15 protein-coding genes are annotated in these 19,550 nt (G+C 40.2%); 14 read left to right on the forward strand and 1 reads right to left on the reverse strand.

Annotation, left to right across the window (positions count from 1 at the left end; all coding sequences use genetic code 11):
- Positions 1–78: 78 nt before the first annotated feature.
- The 7 genes from tkt to CFS60_RS01405 all read left to right on the forward strand — a co-directional run bounded on the left by tkt (position 79) and on the right by CFS60_RS01405 (position 7,946).
- Complete coding sequence (gene tkt / locus CFS60_RS01375) at positions 79–2,076, forward strand: transketolase (RefSeq protein WP_088809070.1); 1,998 nt, start codon at positions 79–81, stop codon at positions 2,074–2,076.
- A gap of 123 nt (positions 2,077–2,199) precedes the next feature.
- Positions 2,200–2,436, forward strand: a complete 237-nt coding sequence (locus CFS60_RS01380; protein ID WP_088808805.1) for a YneF family protein — start codon at positions 2,200–2,202, stop codon at positions 2,434–2,436.
- 90 nt (positions 2,437–2,526) lie between these two features.
- Positions 2,527–2,958 carry a hypothetical protein gene (locus CFS60_RS01385; protein WP_088808806.1) on the forward strand — a complete coding sequence of 144 codons (432 nt, stop codon included), beginning with the start codon at positions 2,527–2,529 and terminating at the stop codon, positions 2,956–2,958.
- A 294-nt stretch (positions 2,959–3,252) separates the two neighbouring features.
- Entirely contained in the window at positions 3,253–5,010 is a 1,758-nt protein-coding gene (locus CFS60_RS01390) for an ABC transporter ATP-binding protein (RefSeq protein WP_088838731.1), read from the forward strand.
- Positions 5,011–5,014: 4 nt separating this feature from the next.
- Positions 5,015–6,793, forward strand: coding sequence for an ABC transporter ATP-binding protein (locus tag CFS60_RS01395; protein WP_369821456.1), 1,779 nt, complete (start codon positions 5,015–5,017; stop codon positions 6,791–6,793).
- Positions 6,794–6,862: 69 nt separating this feature from the next.
- A complete protein-coding gene (locus CFS60_RS01400; protein WP_088808808.1) occupies positions 6,863–7,345 on the forward strand; it encodes a CcdC family protein in 483 nt (160 codons plus the stop codon).
- A gap of 91 nt (positions 7,346–7,436) precedes the next feature.
- Positions 7,437–7,946 carry a hypothetical protein gene (locus CFS60_RS01405; protein WP_088808809.1) on the forward strand — a complete coding sequence of 170 codons (510 nt, stop codon included), beginning with the start codon at positions 7,437–7,439 and terminating at the stop codon, positions 7,944–7,946.
- 243 nt (positions 7,947–8,189) lie between these two features.
- Here CFS60_RS01405 and CFS60_RS01410 read toward each other — a convergent pair whose 3' ends face one another.
- Positions 8,190–8,798, reverse strand: coding sequence for a 1-acyl-sn-glycerol-3-phosphate acyltransferase (locus tag CFS60_RS01410; RefSeq protein ID WP_088808810.1), 609 nt, complete (start codon positions 8,796–8,798; stop codon positions 8,190–8,192).
- A 95-nt stretch (positions 8,799–8,893) separates the two neighbouring features.
- Here CFS60_RS01410 and CFS60_RS01415 point away from each other — a divergent pair, with 95 nt between their 5' ends.
- The 7 genes from CFS60_RS01415 to CFS60_RS01445 all read left to right on the forward strand — a co-directional run bounded on the left by CFS60_RS01415 (position 8,894) and on the right by CFS60_RS01445 (position 19,550).
- A complete protein-coding gene (locus tag CFS60_RS01415; RefSeq protein ID WP_088825239.1) occupies positions 8,894–10,015 on the forward strand; it encodes an exonuclease SbcCD subunit D in 1,122 nt (373 codons plus the stop codon).
- The gene (locus tag CFS60_RS01420) at positions 10,012–13,071 is read left to right on the forward strand and encodes an AAA family ATPase (RefSeq protein WP_088838732.1); all 3,060 of its coding nucleotides are present in this window, start codon (positions 10,012–10,014) and stop codon (positions 13,069–13,071) included. Before CFS60_RS01415 ends, CFS60_RS01420 begins: the two co-directional genes overlap by 4 nt.
- A gap of 153 nt (positions 13,072–13,224) precedes the next feature.
- Positions 13,225–13,506 (forward strand): TIGR04197 family type VII secretion effector, encoded by a 282-nt coding sequence (locus tag CFS60_RS01425; protein ID WP_088825237.1) that lies wholly within the window; start codon positions 13,225–13,227, stop codon positions 13,504–13,506.
- Positions 13,499–13,852 carry a DUF3958 family protein gene (locus tag CFS60_RS01430; RefSeq protein ID WP_088825236.1) on the forward strand — a complete coding sequence of 118 codons (354 nt, stop codon included), beginning with the start codon at positions 13,499–13,501 and terminating at the stop codon, positions 13,850–13,852. Before CFS60_RS01425 ends, CFS60_RS01430 begins: the two co-directional genes overlap by 8 nt.
- A complete protein-coding gene (locus CFS60_RS01435) occupies positions 13,849–15,585 on the forward strand; it encodes a T7SS effector LXG polymorphic toxin (RefSeq protein ID WP_088838733.1) in 1,737 nt (578 codons plus the stop codon). Before CFS60_RS01430 ends, CFS60_RS01435 begins: the two co-directional genes overlap by 4 nt.
- Before the next feature lie 4 nt (positions 15,586–15,589).
- A complete protein-coding gene (locus CFS60_RS01440) occupies positions 15,590–16,237 on the forward strand; it encodes a TipC family immunity protein (RefSeq protein ID WP_088838734.1) in 648 nt (215 codons plus the stop codon).
- A 97-nt stretch (positions 16,238–16,334) separates the two neighbouring features.
- Positions 16,335–19,550 (forward strand): DEAD/DEAH box helicase, encoded by a 3,216-nt coding sequence (locus CFS60_RS01445; protein WP_088838735.1) that lies wholly within the window; start codon positions 16,335–16,337, stop codon positions 19,548–19,550.

A 19,550-nucleotide genomic window follows, 5' to 3' on the forward strand; every position in this document is an offset into this window, starting at 1 on the left:
CTTTTTTGGTTGTGTAATTTAAGTTTTAGGAATAAAATGGAGGTAGTTAAAATTTTAAATTAAGAGAGGATGTTTCATTTGTTCGATAAAACTGATCAATTAGCGATTAACACGATTCGCACACTTTCAATGGATGCCATTCAAAAAGCAAATTCAGGTCATCCAGGTTTACCTATGGGTGCAGCACCTATGGCGTATACATTATGGTCTAAAGTTTTAAATGCTAATCCAGCAAATTCACGCTGGTTTAACCGTGACCGTTTCGTATTATCTGCTGGACATGGTTCTATGCTTTTATACAGTCTGCTTCATTTAAGTGGTTACAAATTAAGCCTCGATGATTTGAAAAACTTCCGTCAATGGGACAGCAAAACGCCTGGACACCCTGAATACCACCATACTGACGGTGTTGATGCTACTACAGGTCCACTTGGTCAAGGCATTGCGATGGCTGTTGGAATGGCTATGGCAGAACGTCATTTAGAAGCAATGTACAATCGTGATACGTTTAAAGTTGTAGATCATTATACATATGCGTTATGTGGCGATGGTGACTTAATGGAAGGTGTTTCTGCCGAAGCAGCGAGTCTTGCTGGTCATCAACAACTAGGTCGTCTTATTGTGCTGTATGATTCAAATGATATTTCCTTAGACGGCGATTTAGATAAGTCGTTCTCTGAAAGTGTGAAAGCTCGCTTTGAAAGCTACGGATGGGAACATTTACTTGTGAAAGACGGCAATGATACAGCTGAAATTTTAGCGGCCATTGAAAAAGCGAAACAAAATACATCGCAACCTACGATGATTGAAGTGAAAACTGTAATCGGTTTTGGTGCTCCTAATGCCGGCACTAGTAAAGTTCACGGCGCTCCTCTAGGCGCTGACGGTGTGAAAGCAGCAAAAGCAGCTTATGGCTGGGATTACGAAGAAGATTTTTATGTGCCGAATGAAGTTTATGAACGCTTTGGTAGCACAATCGCGAGCCGCGGAGCACAAGCTGAAAAAGCATGGTCTGATATGTTTGTTGCTTACAAAGAAAAATATCCAGAGCTTGCGAAACAATTGGAGTATAGCTTAGATGGCAAATTGCCAGAAGGATTTTCCGATAAATTACCAAAATATGAAGTTGGCGATAAAGCTCTTGCAAGTCGGGCGACAAGCGGTGAAGCTATTAATGTGCTTGCTGAAACATTGCCGCAATTATTTGGTGGCTCAGCCGACTTAGCTGGTTCAAATAATACGACGATTAAAACAGATGGTGAATTTACAAAGGATACACCACAAGATCGCAATATTTGGTTTGGTGTTCGTGAATTTGCGATGGGAGCTGCTTTAAATGGTATGGCTCTTCATGAAGGCTTGAAGGTTTACGGCGGAACATTCTTCGTATTTTCGGATTATTTACGCGCATCCATTCGCCTTGCAGCTATCCAACATCTACCAGTAACCTACGTTTTAACTCATGATAGTATTGCTGTTGGGGAAGATGGACCGACGCATGAACCCGTTGAACAATTAGCGTCGCTACGTGCAATGCCAGGTTTATCGATTCTTCGCCCAGCTGACGGGAACGAAGTGAATGTGGCTTGGAAATTAGCCGTAGAATCAACTAACAAACCACATGCGTTAGTGTTAACACGCCAAGGGTTGCCTGTACTTCCAAATACGAGTGAAATTGCTGAAGAAGGCGTACGCAAAGGCGCTTACGTTCTGTCTAAAGCGAAAAAAGATGTGCCTGATGCGATTTTACTTGCAAGCGGATCTGAGGTGCACTTAGTTGTTCAAGCACAAGAAGAGCTAGCTAAAAAAGGCGTTGATGTTTCTGTCGTTTCAGTGCCATCATTTGACCTTTTTGAAACACAATCTGCTGACTATAAAGAAAGTGTCTTACCAAATGCTGTACGTAAACGTGTAGCCGTTGAAATGGGCGCGAGCTTTGGTTGGGAGAGATACACCGGGCTTGATGGCAAAGTCATTGGTATTGACAAATTTGGCGCTTCAGCACCAGGTGAAACGATTATTGAAAACTATGGTTTTACAGTCGAAAACATTGTAAAAACAGTCGAAAGTTTATAATTTTCAAGGCGGATATTCGTGATTTGAATGTCCGTCTTTTTCTTTTGTAAAAAAGAGTTGTTTGTGAGGCGTAAATCAAGTACAATAAAGAAGGTATATTCGTTCAAGGAGGAGAAAGAAACTATGTGGATTTACATTCTTGTTGGTCTTGTATGCTTACTTGCAGGACTAGCTGGTGGCTTCTTTATCGCAAGACGCTACATGATGAGCTATTTGAAAAACAACCCGCCTATCAATGAGCAAATGCTCCAAATGATGATGGCGCAAATGGGACAAAAGCCGTCTCAAAAGAAAATCAATCAAATGATGAGCGCGATGAATAAACAAACAGAAAAAGAAACAGGGAAGAAGAAAAAATAATTTTCTGTTAGCGAATTTCATTTTTTGAGAATATAAAGATCGTCCTTTTGTTTAAAAGGGCGTTTTTATATGGGAAAAGGAGGAGAGAATATGGAACAGGCGAAGGCAGCATTAATTTTAGAGCGCAGTTTGTACCGGCTGGAATCAGAAGTAGAGCAAACTTTATCGGGCTATGTGACACCATTTTTAGGGGATAATTCGGGGAATCGGCTGAAAATTGGTTATGCGTTGCTATTTTCGACGCGGTTTCAGCATGACGCGAGGAAGAATGGTGTGATTCGGCTACTTTTAGATGAGGAGCTGGAACATGGTGCGGAAGCGAAGGTGCTTGCTCTTTTGGGGCGGCAGTTTGTGGTGGAAAATGCGGCGGATGAAGGGAGAATGGTACTTGCACAGCAAGCGATGGATCTCGTTTTCATTCCAGAGGATTTATCCGGGTGTTCACTTCGTGAGCTGCATCGACTTGCGCTTGATTTACAGCTATTTGTTGTGGCGGAAAAGCTATATGACGAAAAATTTTGAAAAAAGGTGTTGTAATTTTTTTCAAGATATTGTAAAATGTAAGCGTTGCATAAAAAAATTTAAAGGAGGTATGCGAGATGCGTAAATATGTAGGAAAATCATTATTGCTTAAAATTTCATTATTTGTGTCGCTCCGTACCGATTCTTTAAGTATAAAGGGGATTTATTGACCTCTCGCATGCTTTGCTTTGTGCGCGGAAAATAGACGGCAAATAATACTTTTTAAGTAATAATGGGCAGAAGTGATGTCCATTATTTTTTGTTGTCTAAAAAGGGAAAAGGAGGGGTTGCCATGTGAAGATTTTTAAGGATTTAAGCTGGTTTTTTAAAGAACGAAAAAAGCAGTATACTTTTGGGGTTTCGATTTTATTCATCATTGCGCTTTTGCAGCTTATACCGCCGTTTGTCATAGGGAAAGTTGTTGATGCGATAGCGGATTCGACTTTGACAAAAGAGACGTTAATAAAATGGATTGTGATTTTGATTGTTGTTGCGGTTTTGACTTATCTCGGACGTTACGTTTGGCGCTTGATGATTTTTGGTTCGGATAATAAATTGCAACGAACTTTGCGTTTACGGTTATTTGAACATTTGACGAAGATGTCACCGTTTTTCTTTCAGAGGTACCGGACTGGCGATTTAATGGCGCATGCGACAAACGACATTGCAGCCGTTCAACAAGTTGCTGGCATTGGGGTGCTGACACTTGCCGATTCATTTTTAACAGGTAGCACGGTTATTTTAATGATGGCGATTAGTATTGATTGGCGGTTGACGCTCATTGCGCTCATTCCAATGCCGATTATGATTTTTGGGTCATCGATTTTAGGGAAAAAACTACATGAACGCTTTCACGGCGCACAAAGAGCTTTCTCAAAACTAAATGATAAGACACAGGAGAGTATTTCAGGCATTAAAGTGACACGCACGTTTGGACAGGAAAAAGAAGATATTGCGGATTTTGCCAAACAAACGAGTGCTGTCGTGAAGAAGAACGTTGCCGTAGCGCGCGTCGATGCCATGTTTGACCCGATGATTTCGATTGTTGTAAGCATTTCTTTTGTGCTCGCAATAGGATTTGGTTCGAAATTTGTCATTGAAGGTTCGCTCACAATTGGGCAAGTCATTGCGTTTGTCAATTACTTATTTCTACTCATTTGGCCAATGCTCGCATTTGGGTTTTTGTACAACATTATTCAACGCGGAAGTGCCTCATATGACCGCATCACCAAACTTTTAAACGAAAGAGAAGATATTGTCGACCACGAAGACGCGCGCGCAGAAACGCCTAGCGGAGCTCTCGCCACTCATATCAGCCGATTTTCTTATCCGGATGAAAAAGAGCCAGTGTTGGAAAATATTGACTTCACGATAAATGCAGGTGAAACACTGGGAATTGTTGGGCGAACAGGTTCAGGGAAGACGACGCTTTTAAAACTTTTGCTTCGTGAATACGATGACTATGCAGGCACGATTTCGTTCGGCGGAGTCAAAATCCAAGATTATCAGACAAATGCGCTTCGGAAAGCAATTGGCTATGTGCCGCAAGACCAGTTCTTATTTTCGACGACTGTTTTAGATAATATTCGCTTTGGGGTGCCAGAAGCGGCGCCTGAAGATGTGAGGAAGATTGCGAAAACCGTGGCGGTGCATGATGATATTGAAGGTTTTGCAGATGGGTATCAAACGGTTGTGGGCGAACGTGGTGTGTCGCTTTCGGGTGGTCAAAAACAACGCCTTGCGATTGCGCGTGCTTTAATTATGGATCCGGAATTGCTCATTTTAGATGATGCGTTATCGGCAGTTGATGCCAAGACGGAAGAGCGCATCTTGGAAAACTTAAAGGCGAGCCGAGCGGATAAAACGACCATCATTAGTGCGCATCGCCTGAGTTCCGTCGAACATGCCAACCTCATTATCGTCATGGATAACGGGCGGGTCATTGAACGTGGCACACACCAAGAATTGCTTAGAGAAAATGGTTGGTATGCGGAGATATACCGGGAGCAACAATTAGCGGAACATTTGAAAGGTGGTGGGGAACGTGAATGAGCAAATGAATGATGATTTATTAACGATGACAGGAAAAGAACATCGGCAAGTTTTAAAACGTCTGATGCGCTACACACGTTTCCATATTCCACTATTAATTTTAACTGGTTTTCTCGTGTTGTTTGTGACGATAATTGATGTTGTGTCGCCACTCATCATTCGGAAGTTTTTAGATGATTATTTGACACCGATGAACTTTGCAGTAGAGGCGATTACAATTCTTGTGGCGGGATACCTTGGACTTGCGCTAGCAAAGGTTATCATTTGGTATTTCCAACTCTTTTTCTTTCAAAAAATTGCCTTTCAGATTGTGGAACGCATTCGCATTGATATATTTTCGAAGTTGCATACGCTTGGCATGCGCTATTTTGATAAAACCCCTGCGGGTAGTATTGTGTCGCGTGTGACAAACGATACGGAAGCGATTAAAGACATGTTTATTAATGTGCTTTCCACTGCGATTCAAAGTTTATTCATGCTAATTGGTATGTACGTAGCGATGTTTGCTCTTGATGCGCAACTTGCGCTGTATTGTTTGGCACTATTTCCGCTCATCGCTTTTATTATTATCGTTTACCGGAAGAAAAGTTCAAAATTTTACCGGGCGAAGCGCGAAAAATTAAGTCAACTAAACGCCAATATTAGCGAGTCGATTTCAGGAATGTCGATTGTCCAACAATTTAATCAGGAAAGACGTCTAGCTCGCGAATTTGAAGTCATCAACAAAGATTACTACGATGTTGGGATAAAAAATATTAAATTTAATGCGCTGTTACTAGGTCCAGCCATTGATTTCATTTATGCGATTGCGGTCGTAATTATCCTTGGCTTTTTCGGAGCAGAATCGCTCATCGGTCCAGTGGCCATTGGTACGATTTATGCTTTCGTCAGCTATTTTGATCGCTTTTTAGAAGCCATTTATAATGTGATGGAGCGTCTTGCGATGTATCAGGAAGCGATTACTGCGGCAGCGCGCGTTTTCCGCATCATGGACGAAACAGAAGAAGTGCCCGCTCAGAAAAATGATGCGCAAGCTAAAATTGAAAGCGCAAAAATTGAGTTTAAAGATGTATCCTTTGCTTATGACGGGGAGCATGATGTTTTGAAAAATATTAGCTTTACGGCAGAATCTGGGCAGACGATTGCGCTCGTCGGGCATACAGGAAGCGGAAAAAGTTCGATTATTAATTTGATGATGCGCTTTTATGAATTTGAACGCGGCGAAATTTTAATTGATGGAAAATCGATTAAAGATTATAAAACGAGTGAGTTGCGTAAAAAAACGGGTCTTGTCCTGCAAGATAGTTTTATGTTTTACGGTAATATTCGGGACAATATTCGGCTGTACAACCAGGAAATTTCCGATCAGGAAGTGGAAGAGGCGGCCAAATTTGTACAGGCAGACAATTTTATTCAAACGTTAGATGGGACTTACGACCATAAGGTCATTGAACGCGGAGCATCATTTTCAAGTGGACAGCGGCAACTCATTTCCTTTGCACGTACGGTTGTGACGAATCCGCAAATTCTTGTTTTAGATGAAGCGACAGCGAACATCGATACGGAAACGGAAAGTTTAATTCAAACGGGCTTAAAACGCATGCGCACAGGTCGGACAACGATTGCGATTGCGCATCGACTTTCGACAATTAAAGATGCTGACTTGATTTTAGTTTTAAGCAAAGGCGAGATTATTGAACGCGGTACACACGACGAACTTTTACAAACGGGTGGAGTTTATCATTCGATGTACCAACTGCAAAATAGTGGCATGGAATTGTAAACATTTTGGTTTCTTTTCTTTAAAATAAGCGCTATAATGGCTAACGAAGCTTTGTAGGAGGAATCAGATATGTCACTTATTTTATCTATTATTGTTACACTCATTTTTGGTTCAATGATTATTTTAATTCGCATGAAAGCATCAAAACGACCAGCGTCTATAAAAGGCATTATTTTACCGCCAGTGATGATGTCGACTGGTGCGCTCATGTTTGTTGTCCCGTATTTCCGCGTTTCGGGACTTGATATTATCGAAGCCATTTTAATGGGGCTAGTATTTTCTGTCATTCTCATTTGGACGACGAAATTTGAAATTAAAAAGGATTTTGTGTTTATTAAACGTACAAAGGCATTTCCGGTCATTTTGATGTCACTGTTACTTATTCGAATTTTAATCAAATATTTAATTAGTGGTAGCCTTGAAGTTGGGGAATTATCAGGAATGTTTTGGATTATGGCGTTCGCGATGATTGTTCCGTGGCGTGTTGCGATGTATTTTCAATATAAAAACGTCGCTAAAAACCTTCAACCTGCTAAAGAAATGGCAGAATGAGGCGATTTATTCGTAAAAATACTTGTGTAAGATTTATGTAAAAGTTATAATGAGGAAGGTCACATTTATGTGATAAAAAGGAGGAAATATTTTGAAGAAAACGTTAATTGCATTACTTATGTTTGTTTTAGCTTTCACGCTTGCAGCTTGTTCATCTTCAAGCAACAATGATACAGACAAAAAAGAAGAATCGAAGAAAACATCAAGCGAAGATGTACTAAATTATTATATGGATTTAGTTTCGACTATTAGTGATAAAAACGCGGATTACAGTGCCTATCTAAGCGCTTCGACTGCTGATCCTAAGCCTTCTGAAGCTGAACTTGCGGAGCTTGCTAAAAAAGCATCGACTTCTGCACAAGCGGTTTCCGATGCTTTAGCGGCTGAAAAAGTTCCGGATTTAGGGAAATCTACAGACGACTTTAAAAAGGCAGTTTCGGATTTAAGTGCTGCTTATGCCGATGAAGCAACAGCTTTAAACGCAACACCTGTTGACACAACAAGTGCTGATGAGAAGCTTCAAAAAGCATCTGCTGATATCTCAAAAATCTTAGAAGATAATGGCTTAGCTGGTTCGGATATTTTAACAGATACAATGTAATAAAAAGCATTTTGGGAATCCCAAAATGCTTCAGACTGATGACAAACGGCAATCTTCGTCGTTAAAACCTGCGTTCCGCTCCTCACGTACTCGAGTACGCTCCGGTGCAGTACTCGGCAATGCGTGAGAATCTCACCATTTGTCATCAGTCTGATTGTGCGTAGTACGTTTTGTTTGGCTTAAGTTTAGAGGTTTTCTACAAACTAAAGCATTTTGGGTAATCCCAAAATGCTTTTTTTAAATTTATTTTTTCTTCGTAGCTTGAATTTCTTGTTCCAGTCTTTCGAATGTTGCCATAAGTTCAAGTGATTTTTCTTCTAAAACTTCTTTTTGTTCTTTATCCGTATCATTTAAATGTATCGGATCACCGAAACGAATGATAACTTTTTTTCTTTTTAAAATTTCTTTGAAGTTTTTCGGGCCATCATAAAAGGCTGGTAACATCGGGACTTTTCCTTTAAAAGCAATGGTTACAGCACCTCGTTTTAAATGCAAGTTCGTCTGTTTACGCGTGCCACTTGGGAAAATACCGACGACTTTGCCTTGTTTTAATAAACGAATCGGCGCTTTAATAGCGCTAGGACCAGGGTTGTCACGGTTAACTGGGAAGGCGTTTAAATGCGTCATCAACCAATTAAGGAATTTCCCTTTAAATAACTCTTGTTTCGCCATATAATGAACAGATACAGGATAGACGGCAAAGCCAAGATAAATAATTTCAATCCATGAAGTATGCGGCGAGACAACAACATAAGGAGCCGCAGGTATTTTTTCTTTGTTTTGTACTTGAAATCGTCCACCAATGATGATTAAAATAATATGGACGACAGTTTTCGCAAATTTATAAAACAACTTCTTCACTCCCTAAAAGACATCAACTAGTATAAGTATACTCAAAAATGCAGATTTTTGCATTAAAAAAATAAAGCAGTAGAAAAGAGGCCATGATGAAACTTTTACATACAGCAGATCTTCACCTTGGAAAAATCGTATCAGGTGTTTCGATGCTTGAGGATCAAACATATATTTTAGAACAAATAACCGAAATTATTAAACGGGAAAAAGTAGATGGCATCATTATCGCAGGGGATCTCTATGACCGTTCGGTTCCACCAGCGAGCGCGGTTGACGTTTTAAACGATATTTTCTACGAGTGGAACGTGACGCTTGGCTTGCCGATTTTTGCGATTAGCGGCAATCATGATAGCGCAGAGCGGCTGCAATTTGGCGCTGCATGGTATGAAAAAACGGCACTTTATCTTGCTGGGAAAATCACTGACCCAGTACAAAAAGTAGCCTTTCAAAATGCTGAAATTTGGCTTGTCCCGTTTCATGAGCCTGGAATTGTGCGCGAAAAATTTAATGATAGCGACATTCGAACTTACGAAGATGCGATGCAAAAAATAACCGATTCCATTCGGGCGCGTGCTGATAAAACGAAAAAGCAAATTTTAGTTGGACACGCCTTTGTTGCTGGCGGCATTTCAAGTGACTCTGAACGTCAACTTGCTGTCGGGAATGTAGACCGTGTTTCTACAAACTGCTTCGCTGGTTTTGATTATGTTGCACTTGGCCATCTGCACCACCCGCACGCCATCACGCACCCCACCATCCATTATAGCGGTTCGCCGTTAAAATATTCTTTTTCAGAAAGCAAGGATAAAAAAAGTGTGCGCATCGTTACACTCGAAGAAACGCTCGACGTACGTGAAGTATTCTTGCAACCAATACGCGACATGCGAATTGTGAGCGGAAGCTTAAGCGAACTTACGACCAATATTTTAGACAAGAAAGAAGATTACTTGCAAGTGAAGTTAGAAGACGCAGGTGCGCTTCTTGATCCGATGGGGCAACTTCGTAAGTTCTATCCGAATATTTTGCATTTAGAGCGAATGCGGCACCAGATGGAAGACAAGCTTGAAGTGAAGTTTGATGAGCTGATGAAAAAGGATGATGTGGCATTGTTTGATCAGTTTTTTGAATTTGCTGAAGGTAAAAGTATGACAACGGCGCAAAAAGAACTGATGACGGAAATTTTTAAAGAAGCGCGTGAGGGAGGTAAAGAATGAAGCCGTTAAAGTTAACGATGGAGGCATTTGGTGCCTATAAAAAACTGGAGACAATCGATTTTACTGAACTTGGGACAGAACGTATTTTTGTTATTTCTGGAAAAACGGGTGCGGGCAAGTCCACGATTTTTGATGCGATTAGTTTTGCCATTTTTGGCGTTACAAATTTAGCTGACCGGGAAGGCGCATCAATGCGAAGTGACTTTGCGGCGGATTCAGATTTAACGGAAGTGACACTCACTTTCATGTTGCGCGAAAAAACGTACTTCATTAAACGAATGCCGCAGCAGGAAGTGAAAAAGGCGCGCGGCGACGGCATGCGCTCTTTAAATCAAAAAGCCGAGTTGTTTGAAATAACGGACGATGGCGAAAAATTGCTAGCTAGCTCCGTGCGCGATGTAAAAGTAAAAATGGAAGAATTAATTCAACTGAATGTCGACCAGTTTCGGCAAATTTTAATGATTCCCCAAGGCGAGTTTCGTGAATTGCTCATTTCAGAAAGCAAGGAAAAGGAAGTCATTTTACAACGGTTGGCGCATACGGATTTTTACAAATATGTCGAAAATCTTTTATTTGAAAAGCAAAAAGAGTTACAGCTTTTGGCAGAAAATACGCGAACCGAACTTTGGAAAGTGATTGTAGCGGAATTCGCTGATGAAACGCTAACCATTGCCGAAATCGAAGAACAATTTCAAACGAAAATGGCGGAGCAGAAAAAGCACATGGCAAGTTTGCAAGATGAGCTAACAACACTTGAGAAGGTGAGCATCGCGGCAGCTCAAAGCGTTGCGGTGGCGGAAAATATCGAAGCGGACTTTGTACAGCTTGAGAAGCAATTGGAGGAGCTCGAACTATTATACGGTGAACGGGAGAAAATGCAGGAGTTGAAGCGGGAGCTAACGAAAATGAAGGCGGCGAAAGAGTTGCAAGCTGCATTTATGCAGCGGGAGCGAACGAATGAAAAAATACGCACGGTGCAGCTAGAAAAGAAGCAACTTGAAAATCAGACGGAAGATGCGCGCATGGAACTTTTAAAATGGGAAGAGGGGCAGCGGGAACTTTTAGAGATGGCAGATCGTGTAGCAAAATGGCGTCGCAATCAAATTGAATTTGAGAAAATGGCGCCGAAGATGAGGCAGCTTACGGAAAACTTAACACAATTGGAGTTTAAAAAGGCTGCTTTTATTACAAAAGAAGAAGCTTTTAAAAGATTTGAAGTGGATTTCGAGATACTTGCGCATGATGTGAGTTCGCTTGAGGACCGTATTGCGGCGCTTGAGAACCTTGAGCAAGAACGTTTCCAGCTGTTGGAGAACATGAACGAACTAGAGGGCGAGCGGAAACAAGTGGCAGAAAATGTTGAGAAAACGAGCCAGCTTTTGCAAATAGAAGAGCAGCTTGCGGTTTTGCGGCAAGAACAAAAGGCGCAGACGACAGTTGTAAAAGCGCTTCAAAAAGAGGAAGCGGAACTCCTTGCTGCTTCGAAACAGGAGCAGGCCGCACTCTTAGCGACACACCTTCATAACGGTGAGCCATGCCCAGTTTGCGGCGCGACGGAACACCCGCAAATGGCTACGTTTTCTGGAACTTTGGATATTGGGAAGCTAGAGGAACTTTCAAAAGAGCTGGAAACTAAAACGCTTGGATTAAAGCAAGTTGAGGAAAAAATCGCCCGTTTGAAATGGCAGACTGAGCAGTGGGGAGACGTAAGCGGAAATGATTTTGCTGTGTTTGATGAGCAGCTAGCAAAATTGACCGCTACGATTGAAACTGCCAAACAAAAACAAGCGAAGCTAAATGAACAGCTGGAACTACGAAACAAACTCAAAGCGCAACTAAACGAACAGCAAACTGCGAAACAGAATTTGACGCATCAAATGACTGAAGCGCAAATTGAAAAAGATAAGTTGCAGCGCGAATTGGACCTTTTGGAGACGGAAATCAATTGGCTTTACACAGATATTCCGGAAAATTTGCGCGAACCAGAAGCTTTCAAGCGTTTGCAAAACCAAATTGCGACATCGCTGTTAGAATTTGAAAAACGCGAACAGGAAGTTTCAAAAGGTGTTACGGCGCAAAAAGAGCTTGTCAGCAACATGGAAACGCGCTTAAAAGGCACAGAAAAACAACTCGCGGAACTTTCAAACGAATGGCAAGCCGATCAGACACTTTTTGAAGAAAAACGAGTCAACCTTGGATTCCAAGATGAGGCGACTTTTAAGTCCTATTTGGCGCGCGAAAATGAAATCCCCACGACCGAAACGACACTTTCGAGCTATGAAAAAGCGCTTTTTGTGGCGGAAGATCGAAAACAGGTGCTAGCAGAAAAACTAAAAAACGTCGAGAAGAAAGACGTCAGCAAATTGCAAGCAGAACTAGATGCGGCGAAAGCTATTCAAAGTGAGGCCGAACAAAAAATGCTAGTTGTGCGCGAACGTGGAAGTGAAACGTCCAGTCGCTATACGCTTTTTAATTCCAAAAAAGAAGAATTGCTTAAATTTGAAGCGGAATACGCAGATTTGGGTCTGCTTGCGGATACTGCGCGCGGGAAAAATGATTTGCGGATTACGTTTGAGCGGTACGTGCTCGCGACTTTCCTCGACACAATTGTTCAGCATGCTAACGTGCGTTTACTGAAGATGACAAATGGGCGTTTTGAGCTTAGCCGAAAGCGCGATAAAGCAAAAGGCAACGCGCAGAGCGGGCTTGAGCTTGAGGTGTATGACGAATATACGGGCTTAACGCGCCATGTGAAAACGTTATCGGGCGGTGAAAGTTTTAAAACGTCACTTGCGCTAGCGCTGGCTTTAGCTGAGGTGGTGCAGGAGATGGCTGGCGGCATTTCGCTTGATACGATGTTTATCGATGAAGGTTTCGGTACGCTTGATCCGGAATCTTTGGAAACGGCGATTGAATGTTTGCTGGAAACGCAGGAAAACGGACGACTTGTGGGCATCATTTCGCATGTACCAGAGCTTAAAGAGCGCATTCCGGCTCGGCTTGAAGTGACAGCGACGAACCAAGGAAGCAAGACGGAGTTCGTGTTACACACATAAAAGGGCTCGCGGCGAAGAGAAGTCGCGAGTCTCTTTTTGTATTTCATAATTTACAATTCCGAAAAATACTATATAATTATAGTTATGAAGATTTTCTCTTACTATAAGAAATCCAGAGTACATCAAGATTATTTAAACGGGAGGAATTAATTTTTGAACATACAAACAGACGGAAATGTGGCTAAGGAAAAAGCTACAGCGTTAAAGAATGCAACGGACAACCTTGTTCAAACGTTAACAATCGAACAGGATAACCAAACAACGGTGAGTGGGAATTCGGATGCACACGAGGCTACAAAGAAAGCACAGGATACAGCGAAGCAAATAGCAGAAGCTATCATGAAAGCCTCTTCTGATATTCAGTCTGTATCTCAAGAATTTGAAGCATTAGATGCTCAAATCATTCAAACTTTAGGAGGACTCTCTTATGAATGAATGGGAAAAACTGAATACTCAAGAGAGAGTATTGCTAGAGCAAGAAGACCATATCAGGCAAGAAATAAAACAATTAAGTTATATCAAAGCACAATATGATTCGAATCTTAGAGAAGGACGTAACTTCATACATGAGTGTGAGCAGTTATTTCATAAAAGTGATAAACCTTACTTTTATCAACAAGCAATGGATGAATTTTCGTACGAATCTAGACAAGCCATCACATATTTAGAAGAAACGGAAGAGACTACTTATCGTGAGAAAAAGAAAATGGAGCAGGAATTAAATGATGTGATGCATCATAAACGCAAATTAGCTTTGGCAGCAAAGGAGAGCAACTTATGAGCATTGATATGTATGTTTCGAAGTCAAAAAATCAAGCAGCTAGTGTGAGTAAGATGTGTGCAACTTATGAAGTAGGATTTGAAGATTTACAAAAAGCTATCAATGATTTTGTTATAAATTCTCCCGCACTGCAAGGGCGTGCGTATGACTCGGCAAAGGACTATTTTGCAAAAGTATTACTTCCCCTTGCCAAAGGTGGTATGCTGTTAACTGAAGCGGTAGATAACGCAGTGAAGAGCTTTCCAGAAACGTATACTACCCAAGTAGATAGTAGTGATTTGAAGCAATCTGAACTGGAAACAAAAATTAGACAAGCGGAATATTTAATAAGAGAGCTTGAAGATATCCGTAGTCAACTAGTATCTTCAAGCGTGACATGGGAAACAAGAAATGAGCAACTAAGTTTTAATGCTAATATATTAAATATATATCGAAGAAGCAAGCAGGATTTAGAAGAAAAGCTTGATAAATTATTGGCTTTTAATGCCAGTTCTCCTGCTTTATTTTCGGAGATTGCTTCCTTAGAGCAAACGGTTCATCAAGGATTAGCGCAAGCTAGAACAGCATGGAGTGCAACAAGTGGTACTTTTATCATTCCGAGTGACTTGTCTTGGACACAAAGTATTCATGATAAGTGGGACATGCGTGATTTAGCAGGAAAATCAAAACATGAGTTTCTCCTTACTTTGCAAGAGCAATTTGGATTTGATGAAGAAACAGCTAAACAAATTTATACATTAAAAGAAGGATTAGATAAAAAGTTCCCTCATTTCTCTCAACAACGAAAAGATTATTTTTTGTTTCGAATTTTAGGTTCAATCTCGTACGAGGGATTCACTTGGGACCAAACAGCGGGGAACCTCGACTTTTATTTCTCTACATATAAGGTGAAAGATGATGGAAACATTGAGGTCACAACGAAAAGTATCGAAGAAATTATGAAAGAACTAGGTCTAAAGGATGAGGAGATTAAAAGCTTACGTGTTGAACTCATAATACAAAATTATTTTTCTGGGAAGGTAGACACAAAACTAGAAAAAGATAGTTATATATATCAAACAGAAAAAACACACTTTGAAAAGTATTTTGGGTCTTTATCTGATGAAAAATTTGAAGAGTTATGGAATTCTTATAAGAAGTATTCGGGCAAAGCCGACTATACACATCAAATGATAACGATGGCTAGCAATCTAAATGATAATTATTTTAGATTAGCGAATGGTGTAGGGCTAATTCATGGAAAAGGATTTAATCATGAGTTTGTTAATGAATTATCAGGATGGAGAGGGGATGCGACATCGCAAGCGGCAGGAATGAAAGCAATCTTAGGGAATGATGATTATAAAGCCGATTTGGATGCAGTGAATATACTTCATTTGATGGATAACAAAAAGATAAGTTATGAAACAGCTTCTAATCAATATTATAGTGATATTAAGAATGGGAAATATACAAGGGCGGGGGCTTTTAAAGACAACGTAGATTTTGAATATGTCAAATCTGAAATACTAAAATCGGAAACGCCTGTTTTTGAATATACAATTAATGGTGAAACATACCAGACAAAATTTGAAGAACGATATGATGTTCCTTACAAGAACACGGAACGGGTGCTGACAGAATCTGAGAGGCTCAATAGCTTAAAGGAAAAATCTCCAGCATCATATAATTTTATAAAAAGTTTAGAAAACGATCTAAATGAACTAAAAATTTATGCAGAAGAAGGAAAATGAACTTATGGAAAAGAGAACAAAAATCATAGCAATTGTCGTGCTATTATTAATGATAGTTGTGGCGTTTGTTTCGACCAAAAACATTACACAAAATATGAAAGCAAAGAATATATTTGATGAGATTTTTTATGATGAAAGAGAGGCATTAGATAAAAGTTTTTTAACGCCTGGTAACGGTGTTGCTTCTTTAGCAAAAGTGGAAGGTATGGAACAATGGAATCGCGCTGGTGCTAATAATATAGAGGTACTTCCATTTACGGAGATGTATATGAAAAGTGCGCTTCCAGATAAGGTGAAGAAGTTATATTATATATTTTCATTTTCAGAAGAAGGTGAGGATAAGGGCAAGTTGATAATGGTAATTCTATATCAATTTGGAGATAAGCTATTTGCAGAGATTGGTTATTCTTATGATGTTAAAACAAAAGTATTGACGGAAGGAATAAGGGTACAAGACGATAAACAAGTTATCGCAAAAGATAAAGATGAAATCGAAAAATATTTTATAGATAATGGCACAAGTTTAAAAGAAATGGAGCAATTAGGAGATGAAATTTTAAAAGATAAAATGTTAACAGATTGGTGTTCAGTTTATAACAGCCGTTTTTCACCAGATGATTTTGGCGATGTTAAAGTAAAGAAAACTTATTAAAAAACTTAAAAAAAGCGTGAGGTGTATATAAACAAGCCTCATGCCTTTTTTTATGTTAAAATAAAGGTTTAGAGGACTCTTAAAGCGAGGGATAATGATGAAACGGCAAATCAACATTCAAGATGAAATGGTGCCTTATCAAACGAAACAAGATGCCAAAGGACTTATAAAAAGCGAAGCCTTATATAAAATAGATGAAGAAAACGAGCAGACCAATTTTTACTTTTCTGACGGGGAAGTTGTCACGGAAACGGAACCAGATGTACTGGACTGCACGTGCGACAGTCACCTTTACGGGGAACGCGTCTGTAAACATATGTATGCCACTTATTTGAAAAAAGTAGAGTTGCTGCACGAAAAGAAAAAAATCAGTTTGAAAGAACGCATTTTAGAACAAGAATCCGTCACGCTTTTAGCACTTTTTCAAGAAAGTTTAGCGGACCAATTTGAGGTGCCTGTTTTAGATGCAAAGAAAACACTACAAATTGTTTACAATGTTTCATTAAAAACAGAAAACGAAGAGCGACAAATTGTGCTGGAACTAAAAGTCGGCGCCGAGCGGACGTATGTTGTAAAAAACATTCAAGCCTTTCTTGATGCCGTGCGCTACAACCAGTTGCTCGTTTTTACAAAAAATTTCAGCTTTGATCCAAATGAACATACTTTTTCAGAAAAAGACTCCGCCATTCTCGAACTGCTCACGCAAATTTGCGATATCCAGAAGATGTATGAACTGTCCGACAGCTATTTTTCAAGAAGTTACGAAGACGACAAAACGCTCATCGTGACGCCGTATTTGTCAGAAGAGCTACTTCAAAAACTCACAGGGGAAAACGCGAGTTTACAAATAATGAACGAAAAAAATGAAATTTTAATGCGCTATCCCGCTATTAAGATGGTCAAAGGGGAACTGGATTTCAACTATATTTTCAGAAGCACGTCAAACGGGAAATACCAAATTGAACTCGAATCGCTGCAACAAGCTGTTTTTTTAGAAAAATATCAACTCATCTTTTTAGACGGCACTTTCCATCACTTAGAACGAAAAGAATGGCTAAGCATAATGCCACTTTTCGAATTCCAAAAAGTAACGAAAAGTGATGTTGTACAGTTCAACGAAGCTAGATTAAGCGAAATGGTGTCTTACGTTTTGCCAGCACTACAAAAAAGTGGCACAGTCGATGTGGACGAGACCATTCAAAATCGCATCATCAATTTTCCACTTGAGGCAAAGCTTTTTATTTCAATGACAGAAGACGCCAAACATGAGCTGCGCCTGCAATATGAGTATGCAGATTGGGTTTTTGAACCTTTTCACACGGGGGAAAACGGAGCGAGCGCCGAGCGAATTGTTATCCGTGACATTGAAACAGAAACAAAAATTATGCAGCTTATTGAAAATGCCCCCATTTTATTTTCTGGAAATCGCATGGTTTTAAGCGCGAAAGAACAAGACTTATACCATTTTTATGCGCATATTGTGCCAAAGCTTAGCGAATATGTTGCAATCTTCATGGCAGACGGTATGGAAAACATGGCATTTCAAGATATTCAGCCAGTGACTTCCTTTGATGTGGCAGAAAACAATACGTTTCTATCAGTGTCCTTCCAATTTTTGGGCATTCCAGAAGATGAAACAAAAGATGTACTTTTATCCTTACGTGAGAAAAAAACGTATCATCGTTTAAAAAATGGCCAATTTTTATCGCTTGAAGACGAAAGCTTTGAGCAAATTAAACGGATTTTCGAATTGCTTGACGTTCGGCAAAATGAAGTCAAACAAACGATGCAGTTGCCCGTCTATCGCGGCATCCAGCTTTATGAACTGGAAAAAGGCCAACAAGATCGGCAAAAATTCAGTAAGAAATATCGCGAATTGCTTGAAGAAGTCCAACATTTTTCCGATGAACATTATAACGTTCCAAAAGCGCTAAATACCACACTTCGCGACTACCAAATTGTTGGCTTTGAATGGATGAAATCCCTTTCGAAATACCAACTAGGTGGCGTGTTAGCTGATGATATGGGGCTTGGGAAGACCATTCAAACGATTGCATTTCTTTTATCTGAGCTGGAGGAAAACGCAGAACTCGAGCCAATTTTAATCGTGACACCAGCCTCGCTCCTCTATAACTGGCTAAATGAATTCCAGACGTTTGCAAGTAGCATAAACGTGGAAATAGTGGAAGGAAGCAAGTTTTCACGCGCAGAACAATTGGCGGAACTCAAAAAAAATCAAGTGTATTTGATTTCTTATCAAACGCTGCGCCAAGATGCGGATTTGCTTGAAGGCAACTTGTTCCATACAATTATTTTAGATGAATCACAAATGATTAAAAACTATACGACGAAAGTTTCTCAGGCAGTCAGATTGCTCGACCGTAAATCGATGTTTGCGCTTAGCGGAACACCACTTGAAAATTCGGTGGATGAATTATGGACGATTTTTCAAACGATTTTACCAGGCTTTTTCCCGTCACTACGCAAATTTAAAGAGGTCGACCATCAACATGTAGCTGCGCTCATTCGACCGTTTTTACTTCGACGGCTCAAAAAGGATGTCGCGCGTGAATTGCCTGAGAAAATCGAAACGAATCTTTATTCAGAGCTTACAACTGAACAGAAACAAATTTATTTAGCCTATGTGGAAAAAATTCAAGCTGAACTTGCTTCCGGCGGCTTAAATCAAGGTGAGGAGCATATTCGTTTGCTTGCCGGTTTGACGCGCCTTAGACAGATTTGCTGTGATCCGCGCTTATTTATGCCAGAATACACAGGGGAGTCAAGCAAAGTTACGCAACTGTTCGATACGCTTGGGACAGCACTTCAAGGGGAGAAACGTGTTCTTATTTTCTCTCAATTTACAAGTATGCTACAATTAATTGCAGAAGGATGCGAAGAACAAGAAATTCCGTATTTTTATCTCGATGGAAAAACGAATGCAAAAAAACGTGTCGACGATGTCTTAGCTTTTAATCAAGGAGAAAAAAATGTGTTTTTAATATCCTTAAAGGCAGGCGGCACGGGTTTAAATTTAACGGGTGCCGATACGGTCATTCTATTCGACCTGTGGTGGAATCCCGCGATTGAAGAACAGGCGGCTAGTCGAGCGCACCGAATTGGACAAAAGAAAGTCGTGCAAGTCATTCGCTTTATTGCAAGAGGAACGATTGAGGAACGCATTTTTGAGCTTCAACAAAAGAAACAAGCCTTAGTAGATGCGCTCATTCAACCTGGTGAACAATTGCTTAACAAACTCACCATTGATGAGATGAAAGCACTACTTACATTTAATAAAGAAGGGATGCGTTGA

It is taken from the genome of Listeria sp. ILCC792 (genome assembly GCF_900186135.1).
In the GTDB taxonomy this organism is placed as follows: domain Bacteria; phylum Bacillota; class Bacilli; order Lactobacillales; family Listeriaceae; genus Listeria; species Listeria goaensis.